The 17,234-nt window shown below is 63.3% G+C and carries 15 protein-coding genes; 8 read left to right on the top strand and 7 right to left on the bottom strand.

Annotation, left to right across the window (positions count from 1 at the left end):
* Nucleotides 1-852: 852 nt before the first annotated feature.
* The gene (locus tag ACIPL0_RS29880; protein WP_400601028.1) at nt 853-2,277 is read right to left on the bottom strand and encodes a PLP-dependent aminotransferase family protein; all 1,425 of its coding nucleotides are present in this window, start codon (nt 2,275-2,277) and stop codon (nt 853-855) included.
* A gap of 86 nt (nt 2,278-2,363) precedes the next feature.
* On the opposite strand from ACIPL0_RS29880, the gene ACIPL0_RS29875 reads away from it, so the two are divergent.
* The 6 genes from ACIPL0_RS29875 (at nt 2,364) to ACIPL0_RS29850 (ending at nt 7,834) form a co-directional block, all read left to right on the top strand.
* Nucleotides 2,364-2,819 (top strand): GNAT family N-acetyltransferase, encoded by a 456-nt coding sequence (locus ACIPL0_RS29875; protein ID WP_400601030.1) that lies wholly within the window; start codon nt 2,364-2,366, stop codon nt 2,817-2,819.
* Nucleotides 2,820-2,829: 10 nt separating this feature from the next.
* A complete protein-coding gene (locus ACIPL0_RS29870) occupies nt 2,830-3,456 on the top strand; it encodes an FMN-dependent NADH-azoreductase (protein WP_400601031.1) in 627 nt (208 codons plus the stop codon).
* Nucleotides 3,457-3,543: 87 nt separating this feature from the next.
* A complete protein-coding gene (locus tag ACIPL0_RS29865) occupies nt 3,544-4,254 on the top strand; it encodes a FadR/GntR family transcriptional regulator (RefSeq protein WP_400601033.1) in 711 nt (236 codons plus the stop codon).
* Nucleotides 4,255-4,364: 110 nt separating this feature from the next.
* The gene (gene lhgO / locus ACIPL0_RS29860) at nt 4,365-5,558 is read left to right on the top strand and encodes an L-2-hydroxyglutarate oxidase (RefSeq protein ID WP_400601035.1); all 1,194 of its coding nucleotides are present in this window, start codon (nt 4,365-4,367) and stop codon (nt 5,556-5,558) included.
* 58 nt (nt 5,559-5,616) lie between these two features.
* Complete coding sequence (locus tag ACIPL0_RS29855; protein ID WP_400601036.1) at nt 5,617-6,945, top strand: MFS transporter; 1,329 nt, start codon at nt 5,617-5,619, stop codon at nt 6,943-6,945.
* A 145-nt stretch (nt 6,946-7,090) separates the two neighbouring features.
* Nucleotides 7,091-7,834, top strand: a complete 744-nt coding sequence (locus ACIPL0_RS29850) for an NAD-dependent epimerase/dehydratase family protein (protein WP_400601038.1) — start codon at nt 7,091-7,093, stop codon at nt 7,832-7,834.
* Here ACIPL0_RS29850 and ACIPL0_RS29845 read toward each other — a convergent pair whose 3' ends face one another.
* Complete coding sequence (locus tag ACIPL0_RS29845; protein ID WP_400601040.1) at nt 7,835-8,710, bottom strand: alpha/beta fold hydrolase; 876 nt, start codon at nt 8,708-8,710, stop codon at nt 7,835-7,837. It abuts the gene before it with no gap.
* A gap of 745 nt (nt 8,711-9,455) precedes the next feature.
* Nucleotides 9,456-10,079, bottom strand: a complete 624-nt coding sequence (locus ACIPL0_RS29840) for a CGNR zinc finger domain-containing protein (protein WP_400601042.1) — start codon at nt 10,077-10,079, stop codon at nt 9,456-9,458.
* A 324-nt stretch (nt 10,080-10,403) separates the two neighbouring features.
* On the opposite strand from ACIPL0_RS29840, the gene ACIPL0_RS29835 reads away from it, so the two are divergent.
* On the top strand, nt 10,404-12,962 hold the full coding sequence (locus ACIPL0_RS29835; RefSeq protein ID WP_400601044.1) for an EAL domain-containing protein: 2,559 nt from the start codon (nt 10,404-10,406) through the stop codon (nt 12,960-12,962).
* Between the two features lie 15 nt (nt 12,963-12,977).
* Here ACIPL0_RS29835 and ACIPL0_RS29830 read toward each other — a convergent pair whose 3' ends face one another.
* Together ACIPL0_RS29830 and ACIPL0_RS29825 are read right to left on the bottom strand one after the other, a co-directional pair.
* Entirely contained in the window at nt 12,978-13,271 is a 294-nt protein-coding gene (locus ACIPL0_RS29830; protein WP_400601046.1) for a hypothetical protein, read from the bottom strand.
* Between the two features lie 106 nt (nt 13,272-13,377).
* Complete coding sequence (locus tag ACIPL0_RS29825; protein ID WP_400601048.1) at nt 13,378-14,253, bottom strand: hypothetical protein; 876 nt, start codon at nt 14,251-14,253, stop codon at nt 13,378-13,380.
* A 177-nt stretch (nt 14,254-14,430) separates the two neighbouring features.
* Between ACIPL0_RS29825 and ACIPL0_RS29820 the strand changes: the two genes are divergently transcribed.
* The gene (locus ACIPL0_RS29820) at nt 14,431-15,408 is read left to right on the top strand and encodes a helix-turn-helix transcriptional regulator (protein WP_400601050.1); all 978 of its coding nucleotides are present in this window, start codon (nt 14,431-14,433) and stop codon (nt 15,406-15,408) included.
* A gap of 39 nt (nt 15,409-15,447) precedes the next feature.
* Here ACIPL0_RS29820 and ACIPL0_RS29815 read toward each other — a convergent pair whose 3' ends face one another.
* Together ACIPL0_RS29815 and ACIPL0_RS29810 are read right to left on the bottom strand one after the other, a co-directional pair.
* Nucleotides 15,448-15,882 (bottom strand): NUDIX hydrolase, encoded by a 435-nt coding sequence (locus tag ACIPL0_RS29815; RefSeq protein WP_400601051.1) that lies wholly within the window; start codon nt 15,880-15,882, stop codon nt 15,448-15,450.
* 439 nt (nt 15,883-16,321) lie between these two features.
* Nucleotides 16,322-17,224 (bottom strand): LysR family transcriptional regulator, encoded by a 903-nt coding sequence (locus ACIPL0_RS29810; protein ID WP_400601054.1) that lies wholly within the window; start codon nt 17,222-17,224, stop codon nt 16,322-16,324.
* Between the last annotated feature and the right edge of the window lie 10 nt (nt 17,225-17,234).

Raw genomic sequence — 17,234 nt, 5'->3', positions numbered from 1 at the left:
CCCCGTGGCAGGTACGTGCTTTTTGTGGGAGGGATCGGACGTCAGGACGGTCGCGAAAGCGATTCGCCTGACACACCGCTTTCGCGACCGTCGTAACCTCCGATCCCTCCCACGGCCTTCGGCCAGAATCAAAAGCAGAGGCGTGTACCCACCCATACACGTTGCGGCAGGACGTGCTTTTTGTAGGAGTGAGCTCTGCTCGCGATGGCGGTGGATTAGTCAACATCGTTTCAGCGGGAGGACGCCATCGCGAGCAGAGCTCCCTCCCACAGGATTCAGGGTGTCTGAGCTACTTTGGCAAGGCATCCACCCCGTGGCAGGTACGTGCTTTTTGTGGAAGGGATCGGACGTCAGGACGGTCGCGAAAGCGATTCGCCTGACACACCGCTTTCGCGACCGTCGCAACCTCCGATCCCTCCCACGGCCTTCGGCCAGAATCAAACGCAGAGGCGTGTACCCACCCATACACGTTGCGGCAGGACGTGCTTTTTTGTAGGAGTGAGCTCTGCTCGCGATGGCGGTGGATTAGTCAACATCGTTTCAGCAGGAAGGACGCCATCGCGAGCAGAGCTCCCTCCCACAGGATTCAGGGTGTCTGAGGTACTTCGGCCAGGCATCTACCCCGTGGCAGGTACGTGCATTTTGTGGGAGGGATCGGACGTTAGGACGGTCGCGAAAGCGATTCGCCTGACACACTGCTTTCGCGACCGTCGTAAACTCCGATCCCTCCCACGGCCTTCGGCCAGAATCAGATGTTCCGGTTGCACACCATTTCCGTAGCAGTCCGGCTTGCCGGCGGCGGGGATGCCAAAGGCGCCACCGCTGGCAAACCATGCCGCTACGAGGTCGCGTTCACACGCCGTCGAATGCCCCAGCCAACCCCCTGGCCCATTCCGTCGCCACGTCTGCCGAGGTGACGTTGGTGAAGCCCAGCAGCAGGCCGCTTTGGCCCTGTACTTCCTGACAGGCCGCCGACAGGGCCAGGACCGAGTAGCCCAGCGTTCTCGCGTTGCGGGTAATCGCCTGATCGTCCAGCGGTGTTCGCAGCCGTGCCAGCAGGTGCATGCCGCCGGCACGGGCGTCGATCTGCAGGTGTTGCCCCAGCTCGCGTTCCAGCGCTTCGATCAACAACGCACGGCGGCGAGCGTACAGGCTGCGCATTTTTTTCAGATGACGGGCGAAATGGCCATCGCGAATGAACGCCGCGACCGTTGCCTGCAACAGCTGCGGGCAATGGTTGTGCAGGGCGTCGGCGACGGTGGTGAAACGCTCAATCAGGTGTTCCGGGACCACCAGATACGACAGCCGCAAGCCGGGCGCAAGGACTTTGCTGAACGTGCCGGTGTAGAGCACCCGACCCTGACTGTCGATACTCTTCAGCGCAGGCAGGGGATGGCCCTGATAACGGTATTCGCTGTCGTAGTCATCTTCGATGATCCAGCTGTCGCGACGGTTGGCCCAGTCCAGCAGCGCCTGACGCCGCGCCAGTGACAGCGACACCCCCAGCGGGCTCTGATGGCTGGGAGTGACCACGGCAAAACGGGCATCGGGCGCACGTTGCAGGGCGGCGTCGACATTCAGGCCGTCGTCATCGACCGGCACCGCAATCAGCTGCGCGCCAGCCCGTTCGAGCACGTGCCGGGCCATGACATAGCCGGGATCTTCAAACCAGCATTGATCGCCCGGACTCATCAGCGTGCGGCAGATCAGATCGAGGCTGGCGGCGTGGCCTGCGCAGATGAACACCTGCTCGGGCGAACAGCGAATGCCCCGGGAAATCCCCAGATAACCGGCGATGGCACTGCGCAACGGCCGATAGCCGCAGGCGTCGGGATACACCAGCCCGAGCAGGCCACTGTCGCGCAGTTCGCGGCCCATCAGGCGGTTCCACAACTTGCGCGGAAACGCATCCAGCGCCGGCATGCCCATTTGCAGCGGCGCCGGCAACTCGCCCGAATGCAGGCGTGGCAGCGTAGGCGCGGGCGGCGGCTGGCTGGCGACTTTCGGGCTGCCGGGCTTGAGCAATTGCGAGACCACCGTCCCCGCCGGCCCGCGCGCTTGCAGATAACCTTCGCCGATCAGCAATTGATAGGCCGACTCCACCGTGCCCCGCGCCAGATTCAGTTCCGCAGCCAGCGCGCGCACTGACGGCACCCGCTCACCCGGCCGCAGCCGACCGTCCTCGATCGCGCGGCGAAAACGCAGGTAAATCTGCCGATACACCGGCAGATCCGTGGACCCGGACAGCTCGGTTGCGGTCAGTGGCGGCTGGGTCATGTCCTACCCGATTAATCATTTTTTGGTTCTGTAGGGTAAGCCATGGCCCCATTACAGTGAACTTACTTTCTCAATCGAGGTTCGCCATGAACGACGCCGTGGATCGACAAGCACTGACGCTCCAGGAACTCACCACGCCAGAAGACCTGCACAGCGCATTCAACGTGATGAAGCAGCTGCGCCCGGCGCTCAGTTCGGCAGCCGGATTCGTCGAACAAATCACCCGCCAGCACCATGACGGCTACCGCCTGTTCGGCGCGGTGCAGGGCGGTCGTGTGCTCGGCCTGATCGGCTTCCGCCCGCTGGAAAACCTGCTGTACGGGCGCTTCATCTATGTCGATGACCTGGTCGTCGACGAGTCCGCGCGCCATCTGGGCCTCGGCGCACAGCTGCTCGACAGCGTGCGTTCACAAGCCACCGAGGCCGGTTGCGCGCACCTGGTGCTGGACACCGGTCTGCACATGCCACTGGCCCAGCGCTTTTATTTCCGCGAAGGCCTGCTGGCGAAGGGCATGCACTTCGTTCAGCCATTGTCGGTGTGAGGGCAGGGCGATGAAGAATCTGTTGATGCTCAATTGCAGCCCGCAAGGCGCGCGCTCAAGCGGCTATCGCCTGGCCGTGGACATGCTGGAAAGCGCACGGCAGTCCTGCCCGGATGCCGTGGTCAGTGTGCGTGATCTGGTCGCCGAGCCGTTGCTGCCGATCAGCGCGGACTACTCCGATGCGATCCTGCAAGGGCAGCCCGACGATGCGCCGGCCTTTGCCCAGTCCGAGCGCTTGATCGCCGAACTGGAACGGGCGGATCTGCTGCTCATCGTGACGCCGATCCACAACTTCACCCTGCCGGCGGTGTTGAAGCTGTGGATCGACAACATCGTTCGCGCCGGACGTACGTTCAGCCATGGGCCGAAAGGCAAGGTCGGCCTGCTGGAAGACCGTCCGGTCTATATTCTGGTCAGCTCCGGCGGGGTACACAGTGGGCCTCAGGCGCGCCAGCCGGAATTCCTGACCCCGTACCTGCGCCATTTGTTCGGCAGCATTGGCCTTTTCGATCTGCATTTCGTGTACCTACAAGGCACGGTCATGGGGCCTGAGGTGGTGGCGGACGCTGTTGCGCAGGCGCGTCGGCAGCTGGCGTTCGAACCGTTGTTCACAAGCCTTGCGCCGCAAGACGCCTGAAATCTCCCTGTCTGGTGGTCGCAGTAGCGCTTGACGGCAGAAGGCCTCACTCCTATTGTCTGACAACCTGATTAAGAGTGTTGCAATATGCTTCAACTTGAACGGCCGGATTCGCTGGTCGAGCGTGTGCTTGGTGCGATCCGTGCGGAAATCGACTCCGGACGCCTCGCGCCGGAGTCGCGCCTGCCCACCGAGCAGCAGTTGTCGGAGCAGTTGCACGTCAGCCGCTCGGTGGTGCGCGAAGCGATTTCCCAGCTCAAGGCTGACGGCGTGCTGGTGTCCCGGCGCGGGCTGGGCTCGTACATTTCCAGCACTCCGGCGGGCATGGCTTTTCGTTTTCCGGGTGCGGCCGGCAAGCGTCACGACCTGGCGCAGATGTTCGAGATGCGCCTGTGGATCGAAACCCAGGCCGCGTCCATTGCGGCACAACGGCGCAACGATGCGGATCTGCAATCTATGGAGCGGGCGCTGAAGCAAATGCGCGAACAGGCCAGCGACCACACAGCGGCGGCACTGGCTGACGTGGCGTTTCACCGGGCGATTGCCGAAGCCAGCAAGAACGAATACTTCGTGGCGTTTCATGATTTCCTGCGCAGCCAGTTGGCCGAGGCACGCAAGACCGCCTGGGAAAACTCGGCGGCCCACGCGGTCGGCGGTTCGGCGGATGCCGAGCGGGAACATGAGGCACTGTTTCAGGCAATTTCCGCAGGCGACCGGCAAGCGGCAGCAGCGTGCGCCGAGGCGCATCTGCGGGCAGCGGCCCAGCGTTTGCGGCTCGAATTGCCTGAAATGAACTGAAAAGAGCAGGGCGCTGATGACGTTAGAAATCCGCGCCCTTTTTTACCGGATAGTTAGTCTGACAACCTGACTACCAGACTTTTTGAATGACAGTGGCAAGGATAAAAACAATGGTTCATGACTTTTGCGTGATCGGTGGCGGCATTGTCGGCCTGGCCACGGCGATGGAGTTGCTGCAGCGCCATCCCGGCGCCTCGTTGGTGGTGCTGGAAAAGGAAGACAGCCTGGCCTGCCACCAGACCGGGCATAACAGCGGGGTGATTCACGCCGGCATTTACTACGCACCGGGCAGCCTCAAGGCCGATCTGTGCAAGCGCGGCGCCCAGGCGACCAAGGATTTCTGCGCCGAGCACGGCATTCGCTACGAGGTCTGCGGCAAATTGCTGGTGGCTTCGACGCCGCTGGAAATGCAACGCATGGAGGCCCTGCACCGTCGCGCAACCAGCAACGGCATGCACGTCGAGCGGCTGGAGGCGGGTGATCTGCGCGAGCGCGAACCCAACGTGGTCGGCCTTGGCGGGCTGTACGTCGACAGCACCGGCATCGTCGATTACCGCCAGGTCTGCCAGCAGATGGCGGCAGTGATCACCCGGCTGGGCGGCGAGGTGCTGTTGCAGCGCACGGTGACGGCGATCGCCGAGCAGGGCGACCACGTCGACATCGCCACCCTCGACGGCAGCTGGCGTGCGCGCAAGTTGGTGGTCTGCGGCGGTTTGCAGTCCGACCGTCTGGCGAAGCTGGCCGGGGTCAAGATCGATCACCAGATCATTCCGTTCCGTGGCGAGTACTACCGGCTGCCCGCCGAGAAGAACAACATCGTCAATCACCTGATCTACCCGATTCCCGACCCGGAACTGCCGTTTCTCGGTGTACACCTGACCCGCATGATCGACGGCAGCGTCACCGTCGGGCCCAACGCGGTGCTCGGTTTCGCCCGGGAAAACTACCGCAAGTTTTCGGTCGACCTGCGCGACGTCGCCACCTTCGCCAGCTTTCCGGGGTTCTGGAAAACCATCTGGCACAACCTCGGCTCCGGCCTTGGCGAGATGAAGAACTCGCTGTTCAAACGCGGCTATCTGGAACAGTGCCGCAAATATTGCCCGTCGCTGCGTCTGGAAGATCTGCTGCCTTATGAAGCCGGCGTGCGCGCCCAGGCGGTGATGCGCGACGGCACCCTGGTCCACGATTTTCTGTTCGCCGAAACGCCTCGCATGCTCCACGTCTGCAACGCGCCATCGCCGGCCGCCACCTCGGCCATCCCCATCGGTTCGATGATCGCCGACCGCATCGGCAGCCCCGGCTAAGCACCGGGCGCACCTGCGTTATCCCCCACAACAACTACAACGACCGCGGAAACACACGATGACCATTCTCAGCAACACCGCCACGTCTGGCGAAACCCCGGAACAGACCCGCAAACGCCTGCGTAAAGTGCGCGCCGCCACGATCTTCGGCTCGATGCTGGAGTGGTACGACTTTTACCTCTACGCGACCATGGCCGCGATTGTCTTTTCAAAGATCTTCTTCGACGGCTCCAACCCCAAGGTCGCATCGCTGCTGGCCTTCTCGACCTTCGCCATCGGCTTCATCGCGCGGCCATTCGGCGGCATCCTGTTTGGCTACCTCGGCGACAAGTTCGGCCGCAAACAGGTGCTGGTGGTGACCTTCTGCCTGATGGGCGTATGCACCACGCTGATCGGCCTGATTCCCGGCTACGCCAGCATCGGCATCTGGGCACCGATTGCGCTGGTGGCGGTGCGCATCATTCAGGGCCTTGGTGCGGGGGCCGAATTGTCCGGCGCGGCGGTGACCTCCTACGAACACGCCAGCGAGGGCAAGCGCGGCAGCCAGGGCGCGTGGCCGGCACTGGGGCTCAATCTGGGCCTGCTGCTGTCGTCGCTGACGGTGTATCTGCTGACCATCAACGGCAATGACTTCCTTCTCGCCGGTGGCTGGCGGATTCCGTTCATCGCCAGTATCGCGCTGGTCGCCGTCGGCCTGTGGGTGCGCAACAGCATCCCCGAGACGCCGGAGTACGCCGAGCTGAACGATCAGGCGCCAGCAGCCAAAGCCTCGCCGCTCAAGGCCCTGATGAAGAATGATTTGAAGGGCCTGCTGGTGGTGTTGTTCGTCGCCATTGGCTACAACGCGCTGAGCTACATCTTCAAGACCTTTTCCCTGGCCTACCTGACCCAGTTCAAGGGCGTCGAAGTCCACGTGACCTCGCTGTCGGTGACCATCGCCAGCCTCGTTGCCATCGTGGCCGTGCCGTTTTTCGGCTGGCTCTGCGACAAATGGAGCAGCAAGAAAGTGATCGTGCTGGGCGGCATCTTCTCGGCGCTGTTCGCCTGGCCGTTCCTGGCCTTGCTCAACACCGGCGAAAGCCTGTTGATCTACCTGGCCATCGGCGTGGGCACGGGCGTGCTCGCGCCGATGATGTTCGCGCCGCAGGGCTCGTTCCTCAGCCGGCAATTCCCGACGCAGACGCGCTCGTCCGGCTTCGGCACGGGCCGTGAAATCGGCACGGCAATCGCCGGTGGCCTTGCGCCGTTGGGCGCGCTGTCGCTGGTGGCGGCGTCGACCACCCATTCCACTGATGGGGTGGCGATCATCCTCGCGCTGTCGGCGGTGTGCGTGATCGTGCCGGCCTTGTTCGACCAGGGCCACAAACATTCAACCTTCAAGAACTGACCACGACGGCGCAGCCCGGCTGCGCCATATGCCAAGCCAGCCGGCGATGACCCAGCGCTTTGGCCGGTTCTTGCCACTGTTCGCCAATCCCTGCGGTTTTATCCTCGTGGTGCACTTTCATCTTCAAGGCAGGAGAGCATCAGCAATGAGTGAACGGATTTTTCTGGCGGGTGCGACCGGGGTCATCGGTCGTGTTCTGGTCAAGCTGCTGGTCGAGGCCGGCCACAGCGTCTACGGCACGACCCGCCGCGAGGAACGCAGGCAACAGCTGCAGGACGCAGGGGCGATTCCGGTGGTGGTGGATGTGCTGGACGCGGCCTGGCTCCGGTCGGAATTGCAGGCGATCCGGCCAACCTGCGTGATCCATCAACTGACGGACCTGCCGCGCGGCCTTGATCCGGCGCAAATGTCTGAGGCGGTGGTGCGTAACGCCAGGGTGCGAGAGCAGGGCACGGCGCATCTGGTCGAAGCGGCGCTGGCCGTCGATTGTCGGCGCTTCGTCGCGCAAAGCATTGCCTGGGCCTACGCGCTCGGCACGCCGCCGTATCGGGAAGTGGATGCGCTGGATATCGATGCCGAAGGGCTGCGGCGAGTCAGTGTCGGCGGGGTGAGGGCATTGGAGCAGAGCGTGCTGGAAGCACCGATGGGCCAGGGCGTAGTGCTGCGCTATGGCCAGTTGTACGGTCCCGGTACCGGCGCCGATCAACCCGGCGGCAGCAGCCCGGTGCATGTCGAGGCGGCTGCCTGGGCGGCCGTGCTGGCGATGCAGTCCAACCTCAGTGGCATCTTCAACATCGTCGAAGACGACACCCAGGTCAGCAACGCCAAAGCCCGGCAGCTGTTGGGCTGGCTGCCGGGCTGGCGTTTTCAGCAGCGGAACGGTCGCTGATCAGGCCTTGCCGCCGATCACTTCGATGATGCGCTGGGCCACGTACTCGGCATGGCTTTCCAGGGCGAAGTGGCCGGTGTCGAGCAACTCGACGACCGCGTTGGCGTTGTCACGCTTGAACGCTTCGGCGCCTGGCGGAATGAAGAACGGGTCGTGCTTGCCCCAGATCGCCAGCGTCGGAATCTGCGCCTCGCGGAAGAAGCGCTGGAAGTCGGGGTAGCGGGTCAGGTTGTTGGCGTAATCGAGGAACAGGTCGAGCTGGATCTCCTTGTTGCCTGGCCGTTCCAGCAACAGCGCGTCGAGGGTGTAGGACTCCGGCGCGACCAGTGCAGGATTGCTCACACCGTGCTCGTACTGCCAGCGGGTGCCCGCCAGGTGCAGGATGGCATCGGCGATCACCTGACGATTCGCTGCGGACGGCTCAGCCCAGTAAGCGCGGATCGGCGCCCAGGCATCCCCCAGACCTTCCAGATAAGCGTTGCCGTTCTGCGACACCAGCCCGGTGACGCGCTCAGGGTGTTTCACCGCCAGACGCAGGCCGGTCGGCGCGCCGTAGTCGAACACGTACATGGCGTACTGTTTCAGCCCCAGCACATCGACGAAGCTGGCCAGGGTTTCCGCCAGGTTGTCGAAGCTGTAGACGTAGCCACGCTCGGCTGGCACCTCGGTAAAACCGAAACCTGGCAGGTCCGGTGCGATGATATGGAAGTGCCCGGCCAGCAGCGGGATCAACTGGCGGAACTGGTGCGAGGAGCTTGGGAAACCGTGCAGCAACAGCAGAGTCGGGCGAGCCTTGTCACCGGCTTCGCGGTAGAACACACGGACGCCGTCAGCGTCGGCAAACTGATAGGTGATCACTGCGCTGGAAGAAGTCATGGCTGTTATCCTCGTAACCGGTTTGTTTGGTTTGGAGCGGTTGGTGGGGATACTTTTGCAGAGGTTTGATAACCTGTCAAATATATTTTGACAGGTTATTTTGTTTGCGGCGTGAATCCCGATGAACAGCACCCCGAGACCGTTGCTGGCCCGGCACTGCATGCACCGACAGGACGCTATCGCGAGCAGGGCTCCCTCCCACGGATCTGTGTCTGCTGTCGAATTTCGGCAAGCCGCCGTTTTTGATTCTGGCCGCAGGCCCTGTAGGAGCGCGCTTGCCCGCGATGGCGGTGTGTCAGCCAGCACATCATTGACTGAGCTGATGCTTTCGCGAGCAGGGCTCCCTCCCACGGGGCTTGCGCTGTCTGGGGGATATGGCAGGGCTGTGGATGAGGTCTTGTTGTCTGGGAGATTTGGCAGGGCCGGGATGAGGTCTTGTTGCCTGGGAGATTTGGCAGAGGCAGGGGTGGGCTTTTTGTGGGAGGGATCCGAGGTAACGAGGGTCGCGAAAGCGGTGGTCTGGCCGAGCACTGCATGGACTGACAGGACGCTATCGCGAGCAGAGCTCCCTCCCACGGATCTGTGTTTGCAGCCGGATTTCGGCACGCCGCCGCTTTTGATTCTGGCCGCAGGCCCTGTAGGAGCGCGCTTGCCCGCGATGGCGGTGTGTCAGCCAGCACATCATTGACTGAGCTGACGCCATCGCGAGCAGAGCTCCCTTCCACGGCCGGTGTTGTCCGGAGGATCAGGCGCCGGCGTTCTGCTTCAGCCGCTCCCGATGCGCCGCTGCCTTGGCGCGGTTGCCGCAGATCGCCATGCTGCACCAGCGGCGTTTCTTGCCGCGGGTATGGTCGATAAAGACCATCGTGCAACTGGCGCCTTCGCAGCACTTCACGTCGGAAAAATCCTCGCTGCTGAGGAATTTCGCCAACTCTTCCCCCAGCGGCAGCAGCAGCGAATCCGGCCCGCGCCAGCGGCGTTTGGCCTGGAACTCGAAGCCCGCTTCACCCAGGGTCAGTTCGGTGTACTGCTCGTCCCGCTCCAGCAGGCGATTCAGCGCGCCCAACTCTTCCAGCGCCGCAGCCGGCAATGGCTGGCCCCGGTATTTCATGACAAAGCCGCGAAACCACTCGCGCAACGCCCGCGCCTGAGCGGCCACCGCCTCCAGCTCACCCGGCATGGCCTGGGCTCGCAGGCGCTCCAGCACGGCCGGCTCGACCCAGCCAGCCTGCTGCAGCCAGTCCAGCCAGCCGTCGCCGTCGCTGATCCAGTCGACCGGCTGATCCACCGGCGTGGCAATCGAATTGAGGAAATCGAGGGCAGCGGCATCGGCGAGAAACATCGCCGGGCCGTGGAGGGAGTTGCTCATGGTGGTGCCTTCAGAATTCGTGACAGTTGGAGCAAGCGTAACCAGTCAGGAAAACTTTGACAAGTTATTGTGCTGATGGATAACCCTTATTGTCAGTTTAATCGGGTTATCTGTTTGTCGTCCCCTGGCTCTTGAGTGATTCTGACCACTGACCGTTTTTCTGGTCGGAAAATTGCCTCCCTCTTGTGCGAGATAAGCCCTAGCCCCTGTAGAAACAGACGGTTAGGATAGCGATTCGCAATCATCGGTCCACGGACGGCTGAGTTTGGCCCCTCTTTCGTTGCGACCTGCCTGTTCCATTGTTGATGTTTTCAGGGTGTCCGCATGTCCAAACCCGCCCTTGCACGTTGGGTCGGCAACCGCCGCAGTCGGCAGTTGATCCTGCGCCTGTTTCCGGCGATCGGCGCGTTGTTGCTGCTGATCGGGCTGGGCGGTTACCTGCTGGTCAAGAATGCCCTGAGCCAGGATCTGGACGTGCAGCAGCGCTCGCGGATTTTCATTTCGCGGACCATGGACCAGGTGCGCAACGAGGTGGCGCGCAACATCATCAACTACGCCAAGTGGGCCGAGGCCTACAAGCATCTGCATGTCACCGTGGACAAGGTCTGGGCCGACGAGCAGCGCAACGTCGGCGCAGTGCCTTACGAGCTCTACGGTTACAACGGTGTGCTGGTGATCGATGGTCACGATCACACGTCTTACGCGGTGATCGACGGCCGACCTTCGCAGATTGATGTCCGCGACTGGCTCAAGGGCGATCTCGACGGGCTGATCGCCGAGGCGCGGCGCACCCATCAGGAAGATGACGGCATCGTTCGCGCGCTCAAGGTCGACGGCATGCCGGCGCTGGCCGCCGCCGCGACCATCAGCGCCGGTTGGGACCCGTCGATTACCGAGATTCCGGGGCCGGCCTCGGTGATGATCTTCGTCTCGGTGCTCGATCCGGCCAAGCTCGCTCATCTCAGCGAAACCTACGGCCTGCCGGCCCTGACCGTCGCCGAGCAGCCGCGCAGTGGCTTCGAGTCGATGCCGTTGCTGAGCTCGGACATCCTGCTCGACTGGACGCCGCCCAAACCGGGCATGGAACTGTTGCAGCGCACTTTGCCGCTGTTCATCGCCGGGGTGCTGACCCTGGTCATCGTCCTGACCATGCTGCTGCGCCACGCGCTGGCCTCGGCCCGGCAGATCGACGCGCAGTTCGCCGCGTTGCTCGCCAGTCAGGACGAACTGAGTGGCAGCGAACAGCGTTTCCGCGACATCGCCGAAGCCGCGTCGGACTGGCTGTGGGAAGTCGACGCGACGGGGCATCTGACCTACCTGTCGGAGCGTTTCACTGAAGTCACCGGCGAGCAGCGCGAGGCCTGGCTGGGGCGCTCGCTTGCCGATTTGCTCAAGCCGGAAGGGCTGGCGTTGCCTGAGTGGCTGAGCCAGACCGCGAGCGACAGCGGCGAGCGCGGCTCGTTGCTGTGCCACTACCACGACCACGGCGGGCGCCGGCGCATCTGCAAACTGATGGCGAGGGCGATGCCGGGCGCAGCGGGATACCGGGGCACCGCCAGCGACATCACCGACGAGGTCGAAGCCCAGGCCGAAGTGCGGCATCTGTCGCTGCACGACTCGCTGACCGGTCTGCCCAACCGCCATCGCCTGCATCAGTTCCTCGCCGATCAACTCGACCGGCAGCCGCCGCAGGCGCTGGCGGTGCTGAGTCTGGATCTGGACCGCTTCAAACCGGTCAACGATGCCCTTGGTCATGCGGTCGGCGACCGGGTGCTGCAGGAAGTCGCCCAGCGTTTGCAACGGCACGGGCAGCCTGATGGCATGGTGGCGCGTCTCGGCGGCGACGAGTTCATTGTGGTGCTGCTGGGCGATCCGCAACTGGCTGATCTGACCGGTCTGTGCGCGCGGCTGGTGGAGGAGTTGCGCCGGCCATTCGAGCTGGGCAGCCATACCGTATTCATCGGCACCAGCATCGGCGTTGCTCTGGCCCCGGACCATGCGCGCACGGCGGCCGAGCTGCTGCGCCTGGGCGATATCGCGCTGTATCAGGCCAAGGCGGCGGGGCGCAATACCTGGCGTTTCTACGTCGAAGACATGAACGCGCGCTTGCTGGCGCGTCGCGAACTGGAACACGAATTACGCGAGGCGTTGCTCGGCGATCAATTGCGCCTGCATTACCAGCCACGCTACGCCACCGTCGCCGGTTCCCTGCGCAGTTTCGAGGCGCTGGTGCGCTGGCAGCACCCGCAGCGCGGCCTGCTGCAACCCGACACGTTCATTCCGCTGGCCGAAGAGACCGGCCTGATTCAGCCCCTCGGCCGCTGGGTGCTCAATCACGCCTGCCGTCAGGCCATGCACTGGCCCGCCGAGGTCGGTCTGTCGGTCAACCTGTCGCCCGGTCAACTGGCTGAAAACGAAGACGTGGTCGCCGTGGTCGCCGATGCCCTGCGCGATAGCGGTCTGCCAGCTCACCGCCTGGAGCTGGAAATCACCGAACGGGTGTTTCTCGACCATGCCCACGGCGCGCTGGCGACGCTCACCGCGCTGCGTGCGCTGGGCGTGCGCCTGAGTCTGGATGACTTCGGCACCGGTTTTTCTTCGCTCGCGTACCTGCGCAACTACCCGCTGGACGGCATCAAGATCGATCGCAGTTTCATTTCCAACCTGACCGTACGCGGCAACGACCAGGCCATCGTCCAGGCGATGATCGACCTGGGCCGTTCGCTGGGCATCACCGTCACCGCCGAAGGCGTGGAAACCCTGGAACAACTGGAGTGCCTGCAACTGCGTCATTGCGACGAAGTGCAAGGCTTCCACTTCAGCAAGGCGTTGCCGCCGGAGCAACTGGGGCCGCTGTTTGGTGTGGAAACCAGCGGGGCGTGAAGGGCGCGGGATGCCCTACATGGGCATCCATGCCGGACACCGGCGGTGGTCGGCGAACAGCGGTTCGCGGGTTGGGTCACGGCACCATCGACGCAGCACCTGGCGGTTGTCGCGACGTTGCTTGCGATCATCGACGCGACGGAAGCCGCGTGGTGGCGGCGGGCGAAATCCCATGGGTTTGTCGCTGTGAAAACGCGCCAGTTGCCGGCGAACGGCGGGGATGCGGGCGATGATCTCGTCGGCGTCAAAGCGCCACAGGGGAAACGGGTAGTCGTAGTCGCAACCACGACGACGGAAGGTGCGGGCCATGTCGGATTCTCCAAGGATTATCTGGCTGACATGGCGACCTCCGGTGGCGAAAGGTTGGAGCTGAAAGTGAGGCCGGCGCGGTGTTCGCGCCGGGTAACAAGAAGGGTCAGGCGGCGCTGCTGTTGTCGTTGCGGTGCCCGCCGAGATCATAGCCCAGCATGAACAGCGCGGCTTCGAGGTTGCGCAGTGCGTTTTCGCCAGTGAATGCCTCGCCGGTCACTGCGCCGCTTGCCAACACCGCGTGCAGCAGCCAGCTGGCGCGCATGTTCCACTGCGCATGGAAGGCGCCGGTGCGCAGGCGCGGGAAGCTCAGGCTGCCCTGGCCGGGGTTGCGGTTCTTGGGGGTGGCGGTGTTGTCTTCCTTGGCTGCTGCCCAGGGGAAGGCCAGCGTCTTCGGCACGGCAGACAGGCCTTGTTCCTCGCAGTATCTGACCACCAGCCAGCCCAGCGCGGCGGCGACACGGCTGTCGTAAATGATGAAGTCGCGGCAGATCAGCGAGTAAACCTTGGTCATGCCGGCGTTGAAGCGCAGCGCCTTGTTGCACAGGATGGCGACGTCCAGTTGCCCCTGATCGATCGCGTCACGGGTGGCGACCAGTGTCGCGGCCAGCCCCTTGCGGTTTTGCTGCAGCCAGTTGACGTTGCGCCCCTGCACGCCGCCCCAGATCATCACCTCGATGGCGGCCTGGCACGCAGCGTCATCGTCCATGCGTTGCAACGCGGCCTGCAGATCGGTCTGCAACGCCGCCAGTGCCTTGGCGTTGCTGGCGGCCGTGCTGCCTTTCTCGACGTTGAGCCGGCTGATCGCCGGATGCGACCAATGGTATTGGCGCCAGGCATCGCTGACGCCCTGGAATTGCCAGTCCTGGCGGGTCTTGCGGTGGGTGTAGCGATGCTGCAAGGCGGCGCTGTCCAGATGACGGCTCAGCCACTCGACAAAATGCTGCACGGCGGGAGTGGCGAGATAGACGCTGCGATTCATTCGGGGCTTCCTTGAGGTGTATGTCTGTTGGCGTTGCGCAGTGTCCGCTAGACTCGCGACATTTTTTGTCGCAGGCAGTTAAAAAGTATGGCGCGGCTTTCAATTCGTCTGATGTTGGTGTGGGAATGCCTCGGCGAGAGGTCGGCGAAGGCTGAGACCCGTGCCGTTCACGACAGAGTGATTACACGGTTGGGCAAGGAGCGTTCGCTGAGAACCACCCAGCGCGACCTCAAGACCCTGGAGGAGGCGGGAGCAGCCGGGTGCGACAAGGAGGACGACAAGGTTTTCTGGTTCAGGAAACAGATCGCGACCTCGCTTGGGCGGATGGGGCAACTCAAGGCAGACGAGGCTATCAACCTTGTTCTCCTGTTGGAGCACGGTGCCCGGTTCGGCATGAGCGAGCAGGTCAAAAGCCTGGACGTGATCAAGAACTACGCCCAGGGGGTGTTGCTTGAAGCCACTGCACAGCACGACTGGTCGTCGAGTCGTCTGACCAGCAGCACACGGTTTGTCGCGCTGCAGCCAGCCGAGTTCGATCCGCAATTGCTGAAAACCGTGCAGGGCGCCTTGCTGGAAGAGCGAGCGCTGAAAATCGCTTATTGCGTGCCGGAGCGTGGGGATCTGTCGGTCGAGTATGTGCTGACCGTGCTCGGCCTGTCGTTTCAGGACGCCAATATTTACGTCTCCTGTCTTATCCAGGAGGAGCGTTGGCCGCAGGGCCACGAGCCGGCGCCGGGTGCGGCGCGCTACAAGTACGAAAGCAACGGCGTGCGGACCCTTTCGGTTTTGCAGATGCACCGCGTACAGAGCGCGAGCGTGGCGCGCGCCGACGCAGAAGTGCCGGACGGCTATGACATCAACGCCCCGCAGATCAGGAAGGACTTGCTGTCGCTGTATTCCAGCGAGCCGATGGCGCTGCGCCTGCGGGTCAAGGCCAATTTGCGCAAGCGTTTGAGCGAAAACCGTCTGGCCGACGATCAGGTGATCGAGCAGGAAGGGCCGGACAGCTGGCTGCTCCAATGCCATGTTCATGACGGTCAGGGCCTGCGTCTGTGGCTGCTGAGCAACGCCGATCAGATCGAAGTGGTCGCACCCGCCGCCTTGCGCCAGTACATGCGCGATACGCTGGCAGCGGCGCTGACGGCATACGAGTAGGGTATCGACGAGGTCGGCGGCGCAACGAAGCGGCTGATCTCACACCAGATGCGTGGCGTCTTCGAGGTACTCGAACAATCGATCCTGCAGGTGTTCGATGGCGTCGGTACGGGTCAGGAACGCTTCCACGGTGGTCACCGCCCAGCGCTGGCCTTCATTGCCGAATACCACCTGATTGAAGGTGTCGGGTGTGACCCGGGCCACGAAAAACCAGGTGTTCAACCCATTGAGGCCCTGGCCCGGATAGTCGCGCTTCCAGATGATCGCTGCGGGGGTCAGGGTCAGGCCGAATTCTTCATGGGTTTCGCGCAAGGCGCATTGCTCCGGGGTTTCCTTGCCTTCGCGCCCGCCCCCCGGCAAGTCCCACAGGCCGGGCCAGGGGATACCGGGTTTGTCGTCGCGTTGGTAGGTCAGCAACTGGTTGCCGCAGAGCAGGGCGATCTTGGCGCCGGAGAAGGGGGAGTGAGCAGGCATGGCAGGCATTCCGGGGCAGGGGCAGACGTGAATAACATTAGCACCGCCGCCCGGGATGACGCCCGTTCAGGCACCACCGTGTTGGCTGACCCGACGCCATCCCCCGTAGGAGCGCGCTTGCCCGCGATAGCGTCCGTTCAGGGATCACGGTATTGACCGACCCGACGCCATCCCCTGTAGGAGTGAGCTTGCTCGCGATAGCGTCCGTTCAGACACCGCCGTATGGTCTGACCCAACGCCATCCCCTGTAGGAGTGAGCTTGCTCGCGATAGCGTCCGTCCAGACACCGCCGTATGGTCTGACCCAACGCCATCCCCTGTAGGAGCGCGCTTGCCCGCGATAGCGTCCGTTCAGATACCATCAGTGGTGAATCAGCCGACGCCATCGCGAGCAGAGCTCACTCCTACAGTCAGAGGCAGGATTTGCGATCTCCAAAACGTTACCGACCATCATCAGCAAACCCCGCCATGACCTGCTCGATCAGCAGTTCATTGGCCTGTTTCAGATTGCCCGGCTGCGCCGGATGCGCCACCCACACATCAATGTGCAGCGAGAAATCCGCCACCTCGACAATCGCCAGCTCATCGCGAAACGGACTCTGTTCATACAACCTGCGCGGCAGCAGGCCCAAGCCGAGGCCGGCGGCGATCATCCGTGTCTGGATTGTCGCGCCGTGGGTGTCGATACCCAGGCGGAGCGTGTGCCCGGCGCGACCCATGGCGGTTTCCAGCGCCGAGCGATAGGCGCAGCCTTTCGGGTTGAGAATCCATTCGTGAGCGGCCAGGCGCTGCAGATCGCTGACACTGTCGGTCAGCGGGTGCGCACGGCTTTGCAGCACCAGCACTTCCAGCGTGGCGACACGTTTGCCATCCATCCCGGCCGCCAGCGTACTGGGCGCCGGACGCAACAGGGTTGCGGCATCCAGAAGGCCTTCGTCGAACAGCTTTTCCAGCTCGAAACTCCAGTGGGTCGCGATCTGCATTTCCAGTTGCGGAAAGGCTTTTCTGATCGAGGTCACGGTGTCCAGCACCACGGCATCGGCTACTACTTGAGTGACACCCACGCGGAATTTGCCGCTGGGCGTCGCCGATTCCTGAGGGATGCGGCGCAGCTGCTCAGCGTCACGCAACAGCGTCACGGCGCTTTCATAGACACGCAAACCCATGGCGGTCGGCAGCGGCGGGCGAGAGGTGCGGTCGAACAGCGTGGCGCCGAGGTATTCCTCCAGGTGCTGAATGCGCCGCGACACGGCGGATTGAGTGAGGTGCAGTTTCTCGGCGGCCTTGGTCAGCGAGGCGCACTCGATGGCGACGGTCAGGGCGCGCAGGTCTTCAATTAGCATGCGTATCTCT

The sequence above is a fragment of the Pseudomonas sp. NPDC090208 genome (assembly GCF_044746785.1).
Lineage (GTDB): Bacteria > Pseudomonadota > Gammaproteobacteria > Pseudomonadales > Pseudomonadaceae > Aquipseudomonas.
This window is presented reverse-complemented; position numbering and strand designations above follow the sequence as displayed.